This is a genomic window from Achromobacter spanius, assembly GCF_003994415.1.
In the GTDB taxonomy this organism is placed as follows: domain Bacteria; phylum Pseudomonadota; class Gammaproteobacteria; order Burkholderiales; family Burkholderiaceae_B; genus Achromobacter; species Achromobacter spanius_C.
In genome coordinates this window covers 132,758-148,095 of record NZ_CP034689.1, presented here as the reverse complement: position 1 = coordinate 148,095, position 15,338 = coordinate 132,758, and the positions used below count along the sequence as shown (strand labels likewise).

The 15,338-nt window shown below is 63.2% G+C and carries 13 protein-coding genes; 6 read left to right on the top strand and 7 right to left on the bottom strand.

Annotated elements, in window-relative coordinates; translation table 11 throughout:
• Positions 1 to 21 precede the first annotated feature (21 nt).
• The 3 genes from ELS24_RS00680 to ELS24_RS00670 form a co-directional block, all read right to left on the bottom strand.
• Positions 22 to 1,194: a DUF945 family protein gene (locus ELS24_RS00680; RefSeq protein ID WP_275066584.1), complete on the bottom strand. Its 1,173-nt coding sequence runs from the start codon at positions 1,192 to 1,194 to the stop codon at positions 22 to 24.
• Positions 1,161 to 1,481, bottom strand: a complete 321-nt coding sequence (locus tag ELS24_RS31640) for a DUF945 family protein (RefSeq protein WP_127183113.1) — start codon at positions 1,479 to 1,481, stop codon at positions 1,161 to 1,163. The genes ELS24_RS00680 and ELS24_RS31640 overlap by 34 nt, the downstream gene beginning before the upstream one ends.
• A 228-nt stretch (positions 1,482 to 1,709) precedes the next feature.
• Positions 1,710 to 3,182 carry a YdgA family protein gene (locus ELS24_RS00670; protein WP_127183112.1) on the bottom strand — a complete coding sequence of 491 codons (1,473 nt, stop codon included), beginning with the start codon at positions 3,180 to 3,182 and terminating at the stop codon, positions 1,710 to 1,712.
• A 305-nt stretch (positions 3,183 to 3,487) separates the two neighbouring features.
• Here ELS24_RS00670 and ELS24_RS00665 point away from each other — a divergent pair, with 305 nt between their 5' ends.
• From ELS24_RS00665 to ELS24_RS00650, 4 genes are all read left to right on the top strand, one after another.
• Positions 3,488 to 5,014 carry a DEAD/DEAH box helicase gene (locus ELS24_RS00665; protein WP_050448880.1) on the top strand — a complete coding sequence of 509 codons (1,527 nt, stop codon included), beginning with the start codon at positions 3,488 to 3,490 and terminating at the stop codon, positions 5,012 to 5,014.
• 57 nt (positions 5,015 to 5,071) lie between these two features.
• Positions 5,072 to 5,701 carry a LysE family translocator gene (locus ELS24_RS00660; protein WP_127183111.1) on the top strand — a complete coding sequence of 210 codons (630 nt, stop codon included), beginning with the start codon at positions 5,072 to 5,074 and terminating at the stop codon, positions 5,699 to 5,701.
• 113 nt (positions 5,702 to 5,814) lie between these two features.
• Positions 5,815 to 7,422, top strand: coding sequence for a peptide chain release factor 3 (locus ELS24_RS00655; protein ID WP_050448878.1), 1,608 nt, complete (start codon positions 5,815 to 5,817; stop codon positions 7,420 to 7,422).
• A 24-nt stretch (positions 7,423 to 7,446) separates the two neighbouring features.
• Positions 7,447 to 8,133, top strand: a complete 687-nt coding sequence (locus tag ELS24_RS00650) for a hypothetical protein (RefSeq protein ID WP_127183110.1) — start codon at positions 7,447 to 7,449, stop codon at positions 8,131 to 8,133.
• Positions 8,134 to 8,223: 90 nt separating this feature from the next.
• Here the strand turns inward: ELS24_RS00650 and bfr are convergent, their stop codons facing one another.
• The 3 genes from bfr to rpoN form a co-directional block, all read right to left on the bottom strand.
• Entirely contained in the window at positions 8,224 to 8,700 is a 477-nt protein-coding gene (gene bfr, locus ELS24_RS00645) for a bacterioferritin (protein ID WP_050448876.1), read from the bottom strand.
• A 476-nt stretch (positions 8,701 to 9,176) separates the two neighbouring features.
• Positions 9,177 to 9,458 (bottom strand): (2Fe-2S)-binding protein, encoded by a 282-nt coding sequence (locus ELS24_RS00640; protein ID WP_050448875.1) that lies wholly within the window; start codon positions 9,456 to 9,458, stop codon positions 9,177 to 9,179.
• Positions 9,459 to 9,579: 121 nt separating this feature from the next.
• Positions 9,580 to 11,025 carry an RNA polymerase factor sigma-54 gene (gene rpoN / locus ELS24_RS00635; protein WP_050448874.1) on the bottom strand — a complete coding sequence of 482 codons (1,446 nt, stop codon included), beginning with the start codon at positions 11,023 to 11,025 and terminating at the stop codon, positions 9,580 to 9,582.
• Between rpoN and ELS24_RS00630 the strand changes: the two genes are divergently transcribed.
• Both ELS24_RS00630 and leuA read left to right on the top strand, forming a co-directional pair.
• The gene (locus ELS24_RS00630; protein ID WP_050448873.1) at positions 11,024 to 11,656 is read left to right on the top strand and encodes a hypothetical protein; all 633 of its coding nucleotides are present in this window, start codon (positions 11,024 to 11,026) and stop codon (positions 11,654 to 11,656) included. The genes rpoN and ELS24_RS00630 overlap by 2 nt on opposite strands.
• 359 nt (positions 11,657 to 12,015) lie before the next feature.
• Positions 12,016 to 13,728, top strand: a complete 1,713-nt coding sequence (leuA, locus tag ELS24_RS00625) for a 2-isopropylmalate synthase (RefSeq protein ID WP_127183109.1) — start codon at positions 12,016 to 12,018, stop codon at positions 13,726 to 13,728.
• A 155-nt stretch (positions 13,729 to 13,883) separates the two neighbouring features.
• Here leuA and ELS24_RS00620 read toward each other — a convergent pair whose 3' ends face one another.
• On the bottom strand, positions 13,884 to 15,212 hold the full coding sequence (locus ELS24_RS00620) for an amidase (protein WP_127183108.1): 1,329 nt from the start codon (positions 15,210 to 15,212) through the stop codon (positions 13,884 to 13,886).
• Positions 15,213 to 15,338 lie beyond the last annotated feature (126 nt).

The window sequence follows — 15,338 nt, the reverse complement described above, 5'->3', positions numbered from 1 at the left end:
GATAGGGTGGAAGGCCAAGCCTCAAGTCCCAAGATCGAGCATGCCGCCAAGCCGGCCCAGGAACGTATCCAATGGCATGACGGCGCCGTTGGCTTCCACCAAGCCGTCAGCCAGGCTCACACGGGCCAGTATGGCGTCGCCGTCAATGCTGGCCAGCCCCTTTTCACGCAGCGCATCCGCAATAGTGTCGACCTGCTTTGCCGCCATCGTCTTGCGGATGCGCAGCGGAACCTCTACGCCAGGCGGACGCTGCCGCAGAGCGATCACGTCGCGCAGCATGGGCTTGGATAGCGCCATGCTGAAATCCAGCGTCTTCAGCATGCCAAGCAAGGGAATCTGAAGCTGCGGCTGCGTAGGGTCGGCCGGGGCCAGGCCAAGGTCCAGCTTCAGGGCGGATGTGTTCGACGCCGAGCGCACCGTCAGCGACGAGGACAGGGTGGGCCTGCGGGCAAGAAACTGCTGAAGATACAGCGCCATCGACGCCATCAATTGCTGCGCACCCGCCCCATATTCCGTTTCACCGGCGCGGTCAGCCAAGGTCAGAGAGGTATCGACCAGGGCCTTGAAAGCGTGCTGATCCCAGTTCTTGACGGCTGCGGCCCATTGCAGGCCGACGGTTTCATTCCCCGTTTCCCGGCCCTTCAACGCGCCGATATCAACATTTGCGTCGATGGCCCAAAGACGGCCGGTTCGCGCGGCGTCCAAGGCAAGAGCCGTGTCCTTCGCCACCCATAGGGGTTGGCCATGCTCGGTCAATGTAGCCGTTGTGAACGACAGCTTTTGTTGTGTGGCAAACGCGCCGGCCGGCATGCGGGTCAGTTCCTGGCGCCAGCTCGGCGCGATCAGCTCAAAGCTTGAAGACGGATGCCGATGCCCCAACACCAGCAGCTTGTCCGCGCGCCACTGCGCAACCCCGCGTTGCCGGGCGGCGGAGTAGGCAACGTTGCCCGTCAGGTTCCAGGCCTGGATGATGGCCGTGCCTTGTTGCAGCGCCATCACCGTTGCGTCGAAGCGGGCCGAATACTGCTTGCTGTAATCAATGTCGTATTCGCCCGACACCGGCACTTTGCCATTGGCGGCGGCAAACCAATCTTTGACGAACGCGGAATCTTCCAAGCGAATGCGGCCCGCCACCATCGCCGGCGCATACCTTCCCGCCTTCAGGCGTTGAAGCGGAAACGGGCCGTGGTCCAGCGTTTCGACAAACTCGAGCTCTTGAGCCTGACCCGTCCCCCCGCGGCGGGCGCCAACGTCAACCGGTATCGCCGCGTAGTCGAGAAAACGCCACGCTCGGATGCCATCAGCTCAATGACGGGCACGGCTTGGCCGCCCCATGCGCCCAATGCCTGCAACGCGCCGTTGATCTGTCCCAGCGTCTGGTCCAGATCGCTTTGCGCCTGTTTGCCTGTGTACCAGGCCGCCCCGGTGACCGTCGCGCCAAGAGCCAATCCCAGCACGCCTGCAATCCCTGTTTTCTTCATGATTCCATCCCCGATGACCTGAGGTCACAGTATGGACAGCAACCGTTATCGGGATGCCCGCCGGGCATGTGCGGACGTGACTCCGCATGTCCGGCTCATACGGATTCCGAGATTTTTCTTGTTTTGATGGAATCGCCAAGCCCAAAAAAAAACTGCCACGCCTTTACGGCGCAGCAGTCTTTACGCGACGGCGCCGATGCTTATCGGCGCCGCGGGGTCACCACGCGCTTAACGCGCGCCACCCATCGCGCCGCTCATGACCATCATCAGGAACTGTTCAACCGGCATCTTCTTGCCGTTGAAGTCGACTTGGCCGTCAGCGTAATTCACGTAGGTAACGATGTTGTTGTCCTCGACCTTGGCCATGCCCATGGCAGTGGCCATGGTGGCGACCATTTCGGCTTGGCCCTTGGCGGTTTGCACGGCTTGTTCGGCCGGCACGCCGCGCATTTGCGGCTCGATGGCCATCAGGTCACCCAGGTTGCCCTTGGACAGCACCAACTTGGCGTTCAGCTTGCTTACGGCTTGCGTCAACGTATCGGCGATTTCACCGTCCATGGACGCGGGCTTGGCAAAATCCAGATTCAGGTTGAACGTGGACGTGCCGTTGGCGGTGCGCACTTCCAGCGGCGACACAGCCAGCGTGGGGTTGCCCGCCAGGATCTGTTCCACATTGGCCTTGATGACCTGCTGCTCTTCAGGCGTGAATTCCGGCACCTGCTCTTCGCCGTTGCTTTGCATCATGCGGCGCGAAGCGGCTTCGTAGACGTCGTTCAGCGCCTTGAACGCCTTGGAGTCCAGCTTCTGCACGTCAAGGCTCAGCTTCATGCCGGCCACGTCCTTTGCCTGCACGTTGATCATGCCGAAATCCAGGTCCATCTTCGCGCCCATGGCCGAACCGGTTTCGGTCATGTCGACGGCAATCGACGTGTCCTTGAACTGGACGGGCGGCTTTTCCTTGGAGGTGATCGTCCAGTCCTTCAACGTCAGCTTCTGGGTGCCCACGTACATGTCGTTGGCCGCCGGCGTCATGTCGCTGGTCAGCGCAATGCCTTGCAGGGTCATGTTGACGACGTCGCTGTTTTCGCTCTGGCCGGCCAGCACCAGCTTGTCGGTCTTCAGGTCGAAGATGCCGTGCTTGGTGTCGATCGTGTAGTCGAAGTTACCCGTCATGCCCGAAAACGACAGGCTGGTGGTGTCCTTGGTGACTTCGGCGGGCGCCATGTTGAACTTGCCGGTGATGTCCTTGCCGTAGCTGACGCTGTAGTGGCCCGACAGCGGCACCGCGCCCTTGGTGGCGGCAAACCATTCCTTGACGGTGGGGGTCTCTTCCAACGCAAAGTCGCTGGCGACCATGGCCGGCGCGAAAGAACCCGACTTCAGGTTCGACAGCGGCAGGGGGCCATGGGACAAATGCTCCACGAACACCACGTCGCGCTCTTGGGCGGGCTTGCCCTCGGCGGCGGGCATGGTGAACTTGACGCGGTAGCGCGCGGTGGACGAGAACACACCGCGCTCGAACGACATCAATTCCGCGCTGGTAGCAATGCCCCATTGGTCGCTGAACTTCTTGAGTTCAACGTTGGCGTCGCCGATGGATTGGTTGACGAACGCCTCGGCCTTTTGGCCCGTGTACCAGGCCGTGCCGGTCCACACCGCGCCCAGAACAACCACGACGCCCACTAATGCCGATTTCTTCATAGCGACCCTTTATTTCTTTGAATGGATAGATGCGCAGCGATTATAGGGAGTGCGCCCTAGGGAAAACACGTATTTCGTTCTGATACGCTGCAATTTGTTACTTCGCAATACAGCACCGGTAAAGCAATCCGCTGCTGCACCGCCACATCAGCTACAATCGCCGAGTGTGCTTTGCCAATCTGCACACGTCCGCTATGGCCCTTCGCTGCCAAGCTTCGCCCATCAGGGCGCTTCCCTTTTCTCCTTATTCGTCCGCCTGGATTGGAGTCTCTCAACTTGAGCGACGGGCTGCCGCTGGAGTTGTTTTGACTACCTCTTCCCCTTTCGCCGACCTCGGGCTGGCTGATTCCCTGTTGCGCGCCATTGCCGATACCGGCTACACCGCACCCACGCCTATTCAAGCCCAGGCGATTCCCCAAGTTTTGAAAGGTGGCGATTTGCTCGCCGCCGCCCAGACCGGCACCGGCAAGACCGCCGGTTTCACGCTGCCCATCCTGCATTTGCTGATGCAGCAAAAGCCGGAAGCGCGCAAGCCCGGCCGCCCCCGTTGCCTGATCCTGACCCCGACGCGCGAACTGACCGCGCAGGTGGCCGAATCGGTGCAGACCTACGGCAAATACACCTCGCTGACGTCCATGGTGATGTTTGGCGGCGTCAATATCAACCCCCAGATCTCCGCGCTGCGCAAGCCGCTGGACATCCTGGTGGCCACGCCGGGCCGTTTGCTGGACCATTGCGGCCAGAAGACGGTGGACCTGTCCGGCGTCGAAATCCTGGTGCTGGACGAAGCCGACCGCATGCTGGACATGGGCTTCATCCGCGACATCCGCAAGATTCTTGCCCTGCTGCCCAAGCAACGCCAGAACCTGCTGTTCTCCGCCACGTTCTCGGACGAAATCCGTACCCTGGCGCGCGGCGTGCTGAACAATCCGGGCGAAGTGTCCGTCACCCCGCGCAACACCGCCACCGAACTGGTCACCCAGACGGTGCACATGGTGGAACAGCATCACAAGCGCGACCTGATCAGCCACATCATCCGTGAAAGCGGCTGGCATCAGGTGCTGGTGTTCACGCGCACCAAGCACGGCGCCAACCGCCTGGCTGAAAAGCTGGTCAAGGACGGCCTGACCGCCGCCGCCATCCACGGCAACAAGAGCCAATCGGCCCGCACCCGCGCGCTGGCCGGCTTCAAGGACAGCACCGTGACGGTGCTGGTGGCGACCGACATCGCCGCCCGTGGCCTGGACATCGACCAGCTTCCCCAGGTGGTGAACTTTGAACTGCCGAACGTGCCGGAAGACTATGTGCACCGTATCGGCCGTACCGGCCGTGCCGGCGCCACGGGCGCGGCCGTCTCGTTGGTCGACAACAGCGAAATCAAGCTGTTGAAAGACATCGAACGCCTGATCAAGAAGACGATCGAGCGCAAGCCGGTCGAAGGCTGGACCCCGTCGCCCACCAGCGCCGCCGCCTTTGAACGCCAGGAACGCGATGAAGACGCGCGCAGCCCGCGCGGCGGCAATCGCAACGGCGGTCGTGGCGGCAATGGCGGTAACGCCGGCCGCGGCGGCAACGCTGGCGCCGGCCGTTCGCGTCCGGCCCAGGGCCAGGCTCGCGCAGCCACCGGTGGCCGCGCCCCCGCACCGGCTCGCGCCGGCGGCGAGGGCCGTGGCAACGGTGGCCAACGCGATGGCAAGCCCGCTGACCGTCCGGCTCACGCTGGTCGCGGCGAAAGCCGTCCGCAGCAGGCCCCCCGCCGTCCCGAAGGCGCCCCGCGTCCGGCGGGCAATGGCGGCTCGGGTCGTCCGCGCGCGGCCTTGCTGGGCAAGTAAAGCCAAGCGAGTAATATCCCGGCACCTCTATCCTGCGATCCAAGGACCCGCGCCATCATGACCTTATCCACCTGGTTGACGTTCTTCCTGGCCTCCTGGGCCATTTCGTTCTCACCCGGGGCGGGCGCGATTTCCGCGATGTCATCTGGATTGAAATACGGTTTTGCACGCGGCTACTGGAACACGGCCGGCCTCATCCTGGGCATCCTGTTCCAGTTCGTCGTGGTGGCCGTGGGCTTGGGCGCGGTGCTGGCTACGTCTGAAATGGCCTTCAATGTGGTCAAGTATCTGGGCGTGGCGTATTTGATCTACCTGGGCGTGCGCCAGATCCGCACCGACGCCGCGCCCGTCGCGGTGGATGCGGGCGACCCCAAGCAGGCCTCGATCCGTGAGCTCGTCATGCGCGGCTTCCTGATCAACACCATGAACCCCAAGGGCACGGTGTTCCTGTTGGCCGTGGTGCCGCAGTTCGTGGACCCCACGTTGGCGCTGACGCCGCAGTACATGGCGCTGGCCGGTACGCTGGCCTTCACCGACCTGGTCGCCATGGGTGTCTATACGTTGTTGGCGGCGCGCGTGCTGCGCCTGCTGCGTGACGCCAAGCACATCCGCTGGATGAACCGCACTTTTGGGTCGCTGTTCATTCTGGCTGGTGTATTCCTGGCGTCGTTCCGCCGCCATTCCTGAATTTTCGGGCCTTGGCGCGCTCGCTGGCGACAGCGCGTGCCCCAAGGCTTTTTCATGCACGATGCCGTACCGCGCCGGCTCCAAAAGCGGCGTTAAGTACAATCTCCCCGACCATGAATATCCCTCACGAAGTTGCGCGGCGCCGAACGTTCGCGATCATTTCCCACCCCGACGCGGGCAAGACCACGCTGACCGAAAAGCTCTTGCTGTTCGCAGGCGCGATTCAGATCGCCGGTAGCGTCAAGGCGCGCAAAGCCTCGCGCCATGCCTCGTCCGACTGGATGGAAATTGAAAAGCAACGCGGCATTTCCGTGGCCTCGTCGGTCATGCAGATGGAATACCGCGACTGCGTCATCAACCTGCTCGACACCCCGGGCCACCAGGACTTCTCGGAAGATACCTACCGGGTGCTGACGGCGGTGGACGCCGCGCTGATGGTGATCGACGCCGCCAACGGCGTCGAACCGCAGACGATCCGCCTGCTGCAGGTCTGCCGCGCGCGCAACACGCCCATCATCACGTTCATCAACAAGATGGACCGCGAAGTGCGCGAGCCGCTGGAACTGCTGTCTGAAATCGAAGGCCACCTGGGCATGGACGCCGTGCCGTTCTCGTGGCCGGTCGGCATGGGCAAGGCCTTTGGCGGCGTGTTCGACATTCGCCGCGATCGCATGCGCGTGTTCCGCCCCGGGCAGGAACGCCGCTCGGACAATGACGACGTCATCGAAGGCCTGAGCAACCCCGAAATCGCCCGCCGTTACGGCTCGGCGTTTGACCAGGCCAGCGGCGAGATCGAGCTCATCAACGAAGCCGCGCCCCCGTTCGACCGCGATCAGTTCCTGGCCGGCAAGCAGACCCCGGTGTTCTTCGGGTCCGCCATCAATAACTTCGGCGTCCAGGAAGTGCTGGATGCGCTGGTCGACCACGCGCCGCCCCCCGGCCCGCGCATGGCGCTGCAACGCGAAGTGCTGCCGGAGGAACCCAAGTTCACCGGCGTGGTGTTCAAGGTGCAAGCCAACATGGACCCGGCCCACCGCGACCGCGTTGCATTCGTGCGCGTCAGCTCGGGCCGCTTTGAACGCGGCATGCGTTTGAAGGTGGCCCGCACCAACAAGGAAATGCGGCCCAACAATGTGGTGTCTTTCCTGTCGCAACGGCGCGAGCTGCTGGACGAGGCCTATGCCGGCGACGTGATCGGCATTCCGAACCACGGCGTGCTGCAACTGGGCGACGTGCTGACCGAAGGCGAAACGCTGCAGTTCACCGGCCTGCCGTTCTTCGCGCCTGAACTGTTCCAGGCGGTGGAAGTGAAGGACCCGCTGCGCACCAAGCAACTGCGCACCGGCCTGACCCAACTGGGCGAAGAGGGCGCCATTCAGGTGTTCCGCCCCGAGGCCGCCGGCGGCTCGTTGCTGCTGGGCGCCATCGGCCAATTGCAGTTTGAAGTGGTCGCTCACCGCCTCAAAACCGAGTACGGCGCGGACGCCCGGATGCTGCCTTCGCGCTACACAATGGCACGTTGGATTACGTCTGAAAACCCGAAAGCGCTGCGCAAGTTCATGGATGCCAATGCCGCCCATATCGCCTATGATGTCGTCGATGCGGCGGCCTTTTTGGTCAGTTCCCACGCGCAGTTGCGCGTAGCCGAGGATCTGTATCCCGAGGTTAAATTCCATGCCATGCGCGAGCATGGAGGCAAGGTTTTCGGGGACAAGGCGTAGGCCCGTTCGGGCTCCGCACGGCAGATGAGGGTAGCAATGTCTTGGCGCTTATTATTCGCAACGCTCCTGGTCGCGCTTGGCGCGTCGGCCTGGGGCGGTATTCAACTGGGTGACTGGCTGGTAGCACACGCGCCGCCCGCGGCACCGGCTCCTGGACAGGACGCGGCGGCTTCGCAGCAACCTGTGCTGGACGCCAACGGACGCCCTTATGTGGCGCAACCCCCGCAGCCCCGCATTGACGGCACGCTGGGCGTGCCGGACAAGCCCGCTGACCGGGAATGGCAGGTCAACACGGTGTCGCTGTTCGACACCGTCAGCGATCCCGCCGTGCAGATCTCGCGCGAGCGCATCACGCCCGAACAGGCGCGAGAAATCGCGGCGGCCTCGGAAGTGCCGTTGCCGTCAGGCTCTTCGGATGTCACCACAATGGATCTGCAAGTGCCTGGCACGTCTACCGCCATCAACGGCGGTCAGATGCAAACCAGCGGCTACGGCACGTCGCAAATGATCCAGGCGCCTCCGCCCCCGCCCAACACATCGCCCGCGCCGGGCGTACCCGGCTGGCAGGACGCGCTCAAACGCGAATTGGCCCATTGCGCCACGCAAGGCTTCTTCGAGCGCCCCTCGTGCTCTTGGAATGCGCGCAACAAGTACTGTGCGCCCAACCGCGCCTGGGGCACGATGGCCGAATGCCCGGCCCGGCCGCAGTAACTCGGCGCACAGTAACGCCGTATTTTCTTTACGCCGCCCATGAAAATGGCGCCCCACGGGGCGCCATTTTCTTGCCTGCTGTCGAACCGATTACTCGGGCACGGACATCTGGCTTTGCAGGTAGTTCTGGATACCGACCTTGTCGATCAGTTCAATCTGGGTTTCCAGATAATCGATGTGTTCTTCGGTGTCGTCCAGGATGTCCTGGAACAGATCGCGCGAGACGTAGTCACGCACCGATTCGCAATAGGCAATGGCTTCCACGACGGTCGTGTGGGCGGCTTGCTCCAGCTTCAGGTCGCAGGCAAGCAGCTCGGGCACGTCTTCACCGATCAGCAGCTTGTGCAGATCTTGCAGGTTGGGCAGGCCGTCCAGCATGAAGATGCGCGCGATCAGGCGATCCGCATGCTTCATTTCACCGATGGACTCTTCGTACTCGTGCTTGCCCAGCTTGTCGAAGCCCCAGTGATTCAGCATGCGAGCATGCAGGAAATATTGGTTGATGGCCGTCAGTTCGTTGGTCAGTTGCTTGTTCAAGAACTGGATGACGGTTTTGTCGCCTTTCATAATGGACTCCTTGCAGTCAGGCGCGACGCGAGTGCATCGCGACAAAGGAGCGCACGATGCCGCGCGTACGCAACCCCGGCAGACTACCACCTGCCGCGGGGCCGCGCCTAGCCTTGCTCTGCATTTGGTAAACCGCTTTAGGACCGCTACAAGAAAGCGACAAGCCAATGAGAATGAGTATGCGTACTTGATGCCTTGCACACACAAGGCAAGCGATATGCGGCCTTGCGCGCACCGATACGCCGCAATCGTTCAGGATATTGCGCGCGAGGGCTCGGTAAATGAGAGGAAGGCTGGGTGTTTTCGGCGACATACGCGCTGATGCCGTCAGGTTGTGCATTTGCAACCCGGCGCGGGCAAAAGGGGATCGACAGGAAAACAGCGGGAGAAACTGCAGGAACAGCAGTGGAAATCTGGAAGGAAAAACAGCGCGGCCCGCTGGGAAACCTCAGCGAGCCGGAAGGGGACGGCAATACTCAGCCCGCGGCGACCAGCGGAATGGGGAAGCTGCTGTTGTTGGCAGCCGCGCCCGACTCAACCAGCGTGGCAGGAGCATTGACCGGAACGGCGATGGAGCGAACGTCGCACACGCTGGAGCAGCGGCCGCCCGGCAGGTATTCGGCGGCGGTTGCCGCGCAGCAGCCGCAGCACGTGGCTACGCCCAGCTCGAATTGCAGGTCGGACAGCGTCGTCGCGCCACCGTCCACGCTGGCGCGGACTTGGCGTTCGGTGATGGCATTACATACGCAAATGTACATGCGAATGATTATCGAAAATTATTCGACGAATGACAAGCCCCGCACCCAAAAAAAGTTGTAGCGGAATTGTCACGCAAGCCCTTGATACAAAGGACGAATCCGCGCGGAATCGTCCCCTATTTCAACGCGCGCTGGCCTGCGCCTTGCGCAGCGTGGCGGGGGCAATCCGCAGCGCCTCGCGGTACTTTGCCACCGTCCGGCGGGCGATGACTATCCCCTGATCGGCCAGTTTCTGCATGATCTGGCTATCCGACAAGGGCTTGGCGCGGTTCTCTTCCGCCACCATTTGGCGGATGAACGTCTGCACCGCGGTGGCGGAAGTCGCATCCCCCCCGTCCGTGGACACGCCCGTGCCGAAGAAGCGCTTGAGCTCCAGCGTACCAAACGGAGTAAGCATGTACTTCTGCGTAGTAGCCCGTGAAATGGTCGATTCGTGCAAGCCAAGCTCGCCCGCAATGTCTTTCAGGATCAGCGGACGCATGGCCGATGGCCCTTGACTGAAGAACGCAGTCTGGCGTTCCACGATCGCCTGGGCCACCCGCAGGATCGTGTCAAAGCGCTGCTCCACGTTGCGGATCATCCATCTGGCCTGCTGCAACTGGGTCTGCAAGCCGGCGTGCGCGGATTCCTTCTGATTGCCCAGCATCTGCGCATACAGGCCGTTGATCTGTAGCCGGGGCACCGCAGCGCTATTCAGCGTGACCTGCCAGCCGCGCCGGGTCTTGCGCACGATGACGTCGGGCACGGCGTAGTCGGCGGCCGGCACGGTCCAGGCGCGACCGGGGCGGGGTTCAAGCCGCAGGATCAGAGTATGGGCGGCGCGGAAAGTCGCCTCGTCACAGCCCACGGCGGCGCACAGACGGGCGGCGTTACCCGTGGCCAGCACGGGCAGATGCTGTGCGCAGATCGCGCGCGCGCACGCCAGGACCGATGCGTCCGCCGCTTCCGGCAGACGGCTCAGGTCAGGGTGGCGCAACTGCAACACCAGGCAGTCGGCCATGTCGCGCGCACCGATGCCAGGGGGGTCGAACGACTGCAACAAGGACAGCGCAGCGCGCAATTCGTCCAGGTCCGGTTCCATGTCGGCGGGTAGCCACGTCAGGATTTCCTCAAGCGGCGATCCCAGATACCCGTTTTCGTCCAGCTCGTCGATCAGCAGGGCTGCCAGCGCGGCGTCGCGCGGGGCGGCCCGCGTCAACATCAGTTGGCCCAACAGGTGCTCGCGCAGGGTGTCGGGGCGCGCCGCCTCGGGCAGGCCGGAATCATCGTCCGAATACACCCCGCCAGACCCAGGCATTTCTTCGGCGGGGGAATCTCGTTCGACGGCGGGTTCATCGTCCTGCACGGAGGACTCGCGCTCGGATTCGGCTTGCGCCTCGGCGGCGGGGGTGTCGTCTTCCCGCTCCAGCAGCGGGTTGTCCGCCAGCACTTGCGAGATCTCGGCCTCGAGGTCGAGCGTGGACAACTGCAACAATCGGATCGATTGCTGTAGCTGAGGGGTCAGCGTCAAATGCTGGCCAGGTCGCAGTTCTAAAATTGGACGGGTCATAGGTACAATATTTTGCATGATGAATCTGACTTCGCCCGCAAGCGTTCGCCAGGACAGCCGACTTATCGGCCAGACCCTGCTCAAACTGGCGCTACCCCGAATCGTTGTGCGCGCGATAGTGATCGCCGTCGCCGTCGTCCTTTGGTATCTGATTGCCTCGTGGATACTGGATTTCGGCAAGCGCATGAACTACGACTTCCTGCATACCCTGGGCCAACCCACCCAAGACATGGCGCAGAAGGTCAATCCTTACATCTGGTGGGTCGTCACCGGCATCTGGACCCTGATTGTCTTCTTCTCCGTGCGCGCCTGGTTTTCGGCCAGCCTGGCCTCGGGCGCCGCGACGCCGGTGAGCACCGACGTGCTGGCCGATCTGGCGCCCAATCTGACTGAAGAGTCGCTGGGCGTACTGCGCTGGACCTGGGGCGACCGCCAGGAACCCTTCACTGTAGGCGACTTGCGCCGCGCATTGTCTGAAATTCGCCACAATCGCAGTGGCAAGATCGCCATGGTGGCGGAACAGGCGCAGATTCTGGACGGATCGGCCAGCCCGCCGGCCCGGGATCCGCGCGATGAGGGCCGTCGCGAACCGCGTGGCGAAACCCGCACCGAACGCTACGTCGAACCGCGTATCGGCCCGGCGCGCTGACCCCCAACCTGGCAGTTTCTGTTTGCGCTTGTCGAAAAAGTATGTTTGACTAGCACCCTATGGCCGCTTACCGCACCCTCCCCGCGATTGCCACCGGACGCTTTGCCGCTCCGGTCGCCGGCCTGCGCGCTCGCTCGTCCTTTGCCGCCGCGCTATCGCTATACCTACCGATCGGTTGCCGGGCCTAGTGTCCCCGTGGTAGCTCGGCAGCCACGTTTGCCACACGCGATTTCCCCCATTTATTTGTGAATCCTGCCGGTTAATCACGGCAACCCCTGGCGCAAAACCGTCATCCGGTCACAGGCGCCGCCGAGACTCAGTGCTCACGGGATTCAAAAGATACCGATCGAGGTGTAGTAATGATGCTTGCCAACCCCGCCACCAAATACGTCCCCTTCGCGCCCTTTACCCGCGACTTCTCCGAACGCACCTGGCCCAGCCGCCGCATCACCAAGGCGCCGATCTGGATGAGCACCGACTTGCGCGACGGCAACCAGGCATTGATCGAACCGATGAGCGTCGAGCGCAAGCTCCGCTTCTTCGAGCAACTGGTGAAAATCGGCTTCAAGGAAATTGAAGTGGGTTTCCCGTCGGCGTCGCAGACCGACTTCGATTTCGTGCGCAAGCTCATCGACGAAAAGCGCATCCCCGATGACGTCACCATCATCGTGTTGACGCAGTCGCGTGAAGACCTGATCAGCCGCACCGTGGAAGCCGCCGCCGGCGCCAAGCAAGCCATCGTCCACATGTACAACGCCTGCGCGCCGGCCTTCCGCAAGGTCGTGTTCAACATGTCCAAGGACGAGATCAAGGGCATCGCCACCACCGGCACGCGCCTGATCAAGCAATACACCTCGCAGCGCCCCGAAACCAAATGGAGCTACGAGTATTCGCCCGAAGTGTTCAGCACCACCGAACCCGAATTCGCGCTGGAAGTCTCCGACGCCGTGGCCGATGTGTGGCAGCCCACGCCCGACCACAAGATGGTGTTGAACCTGCCCGCCACGATTGAGGCGACCAGCCCCAACCTGTACGCAGACCAGATCGAATGGATGCACAAGAACCTGGCGCGCCGCGACAGCATCGTGCTTAGCGTGCACCCGCACAATGATCGCGGCACGGCAGTTGCGGCCGCTGAATTTGCCGTGATGGCCGGCGCCGACCGGATCGAAGGCTGCCTGTTCGGCAGCGGCGAACGCACCGGCAACGTCGACCTCGTCACGCTCGCGTTGAACCTGTACACGCAAGGCGTGCATCCGGGCCTGGACTTCTCGGACATCGACGAAGTGCGCCGTTGCGCCGAATACTGCAACCAATTGCCGGTGCACCCGCGCCATCCGTACGCGGGCGACCTGGTCTTCACGGCGTTCTCGGGTTCGCACCAGGACGCCATCAAGAAGGGCTTTGCGCTGCAACAGGCCGACGCCGTCTGGGAAGTACCGTACTTGCCCATCGACCCCGCCGACCTTGGCCGCAGCTACGACGCCGTGATCCGCGTGAACAGCCAGTCCGGCAAGGGCGGCGTGTCGTACCTGCTTGAACAGGAACACGGCCTGGTCTTGCCGCGCCGCCTGCAAATTGAATTCAGCCGCGCCATCCAGCGCGTCACGGACGAGACCGGCAGCGAAGTCACCGCGGACGACGTGCACACGATTTTCAACCGCGAATACCTGGAACAGAACACGCCGTGGAAGCTGATCCGCCACCGCATCGACGGCAACCCGTCGGCGGGTGAAGGCCAGCACTTCAGCATCGAAGCCGAACTCGAATACAACGGCGAACGCCGGGTCGTAACGGGTAAGGGCGATGGCGCCATCTCGGCCTTCGTTGCCGCGCTGGACGTGCCCGTGCGCATCATGGACTACCACGAGCACGCCATTGGCACCGGCACCGGCACGCGCGCCGCTTCCTACGTGGAACTGCGCGTCGGCGAGTCCAGCACGGGCTTTGGCGTGGGTATCGACCGCGACATCGTGACCGCGTCGTTCCAGGCCGTGCTGAGCGCCGTCAACCGTCACATCAATGCGGGCGCCGTGGCCTCCGTTGACCAGGAAGCAACCGAAGCCGCGTGATTCCGCTGCACAAGCTGCACTGAACGCCCACAGCCAGCCCGAAACATGGGCTGGCCACCACCCAAAGACACACCTCTCTTTGGCGCACCCGGCAAAACAGAGCCCGCCTTATCGGCGGGCTTTCTGCTTTCCGCTCAACACAGTCCGAATAGCGTTCAACCGCGCGGCCACATATCGGACGCACCGATATCGGGTGCGTTGGCCTCCAGCAACCGCTCATGGACCCAGGCGCCGATTGCCAGCGCGCGGTAGTCTTCGTAGCGTTGCCCGATCAACTGCAGCCCAACGGGCAGGCCTTGCGGGCCGGTGGCAAAGGGCAGGTTCAAGCAGGGCAGGCCAAATAGCGTCCAGGGACGCGAGAACTGCGGGTCGCCCGTGCCCAAGTCGGCGAACGGGGCTTCGCCAGCGGCGCTGGGCGCCAGCACCACGTCGTAGTCGTCGAACCAGCTGTTCACGCGGGCACGCGATTCTTCGGCCCGCGCCAGATTTCTGATGTGTTGTTCAGCCGTGATCTGTGACCCCGCTTCCAGCACCGCCTGAATCTTCGGACTGAGCTGGCTGGCGTGTTGCAGGCGTTCGTAGGCCAGCGACTGCGAGGCTTCGAACGCCATGATGTCGGCGTGCAACTGCACCAGCATGCAATCCTGCGCGGGCAGCGGCACCTCTTGCACCACGGCGCCGGCGCGCGACAGCGTGGCCGCGGCCTGCGCGAAAGCTTCCTTGGTTTCCGCGTGCGCATGCCGCCATTGCAGCGTGCGGCACATGCCGATGCGCGGCTTGGCGTCGTAGGACAAGTCCAGCATGCGCGCATCGCGCATCATGACCGAGGCGAACAACGCCACGTCCGGCACCGAGCGCGCGAATCCACCAACGGTGTCCAACGATTCGGCCAGGCTCTTTACCCCCGCGCGCGGAATCGCACCAAAGGAAGGCTTGAAGCCCACGATGCCGCAGTACGACGCCGGACGAATGATCGAGCCCGCCGTTTGCGACCCCAGCGCGAAGGGCACCATGTCGTCAGCGACAGCGGCCGCTGAACCGCTGGACGAGCCGCCCGGCGTATAGGCTTCGTTGCGCGGATTTCGCGTAGGGCCCGCCTGGTAGGTGGCGAATTCGGTCGTGACGGTCTTGCCCACCACCACGGCGCCCGCGCCACGGCAAAGCGCCACCGAAGCCGCATCCAGGCCGGGACGGTGGCGTTCGTAAATGGGAGAGCCATAACGGGTGGGCAGATCGAAGGTGTCGAACAGGTCTTTCACGCCAATGGGCAGCCCGTGCAAGGGGCCGCGCAAGGCGCCTTCATCCAAGGCCTGCGCGTGCTCCAGCGCCGCTTGCTTCTGCAGCGCCGTCCATGCATGGATGGTGTTCTCGCGCTGCTCGATGCGGGCAAAACAGGCCCGCACCAGTTGCACCGCGGTCAACTCGCGCCGTTGCAGCTTGCGCGCGGCTTCAAGCGCGCCAAGTCTGTTCAAGGCTGTAGACATTTCCTGTTCCTCTATCCCGGCGCCGCGCATGGCGTGGCTACTGACTGCGCACCCGGTCCCCTTGACCGAGGGTCTGTCCTGCTTGCCGCGAGGCATTGTCGCCACGCGATTTCTGCGGACCGATCC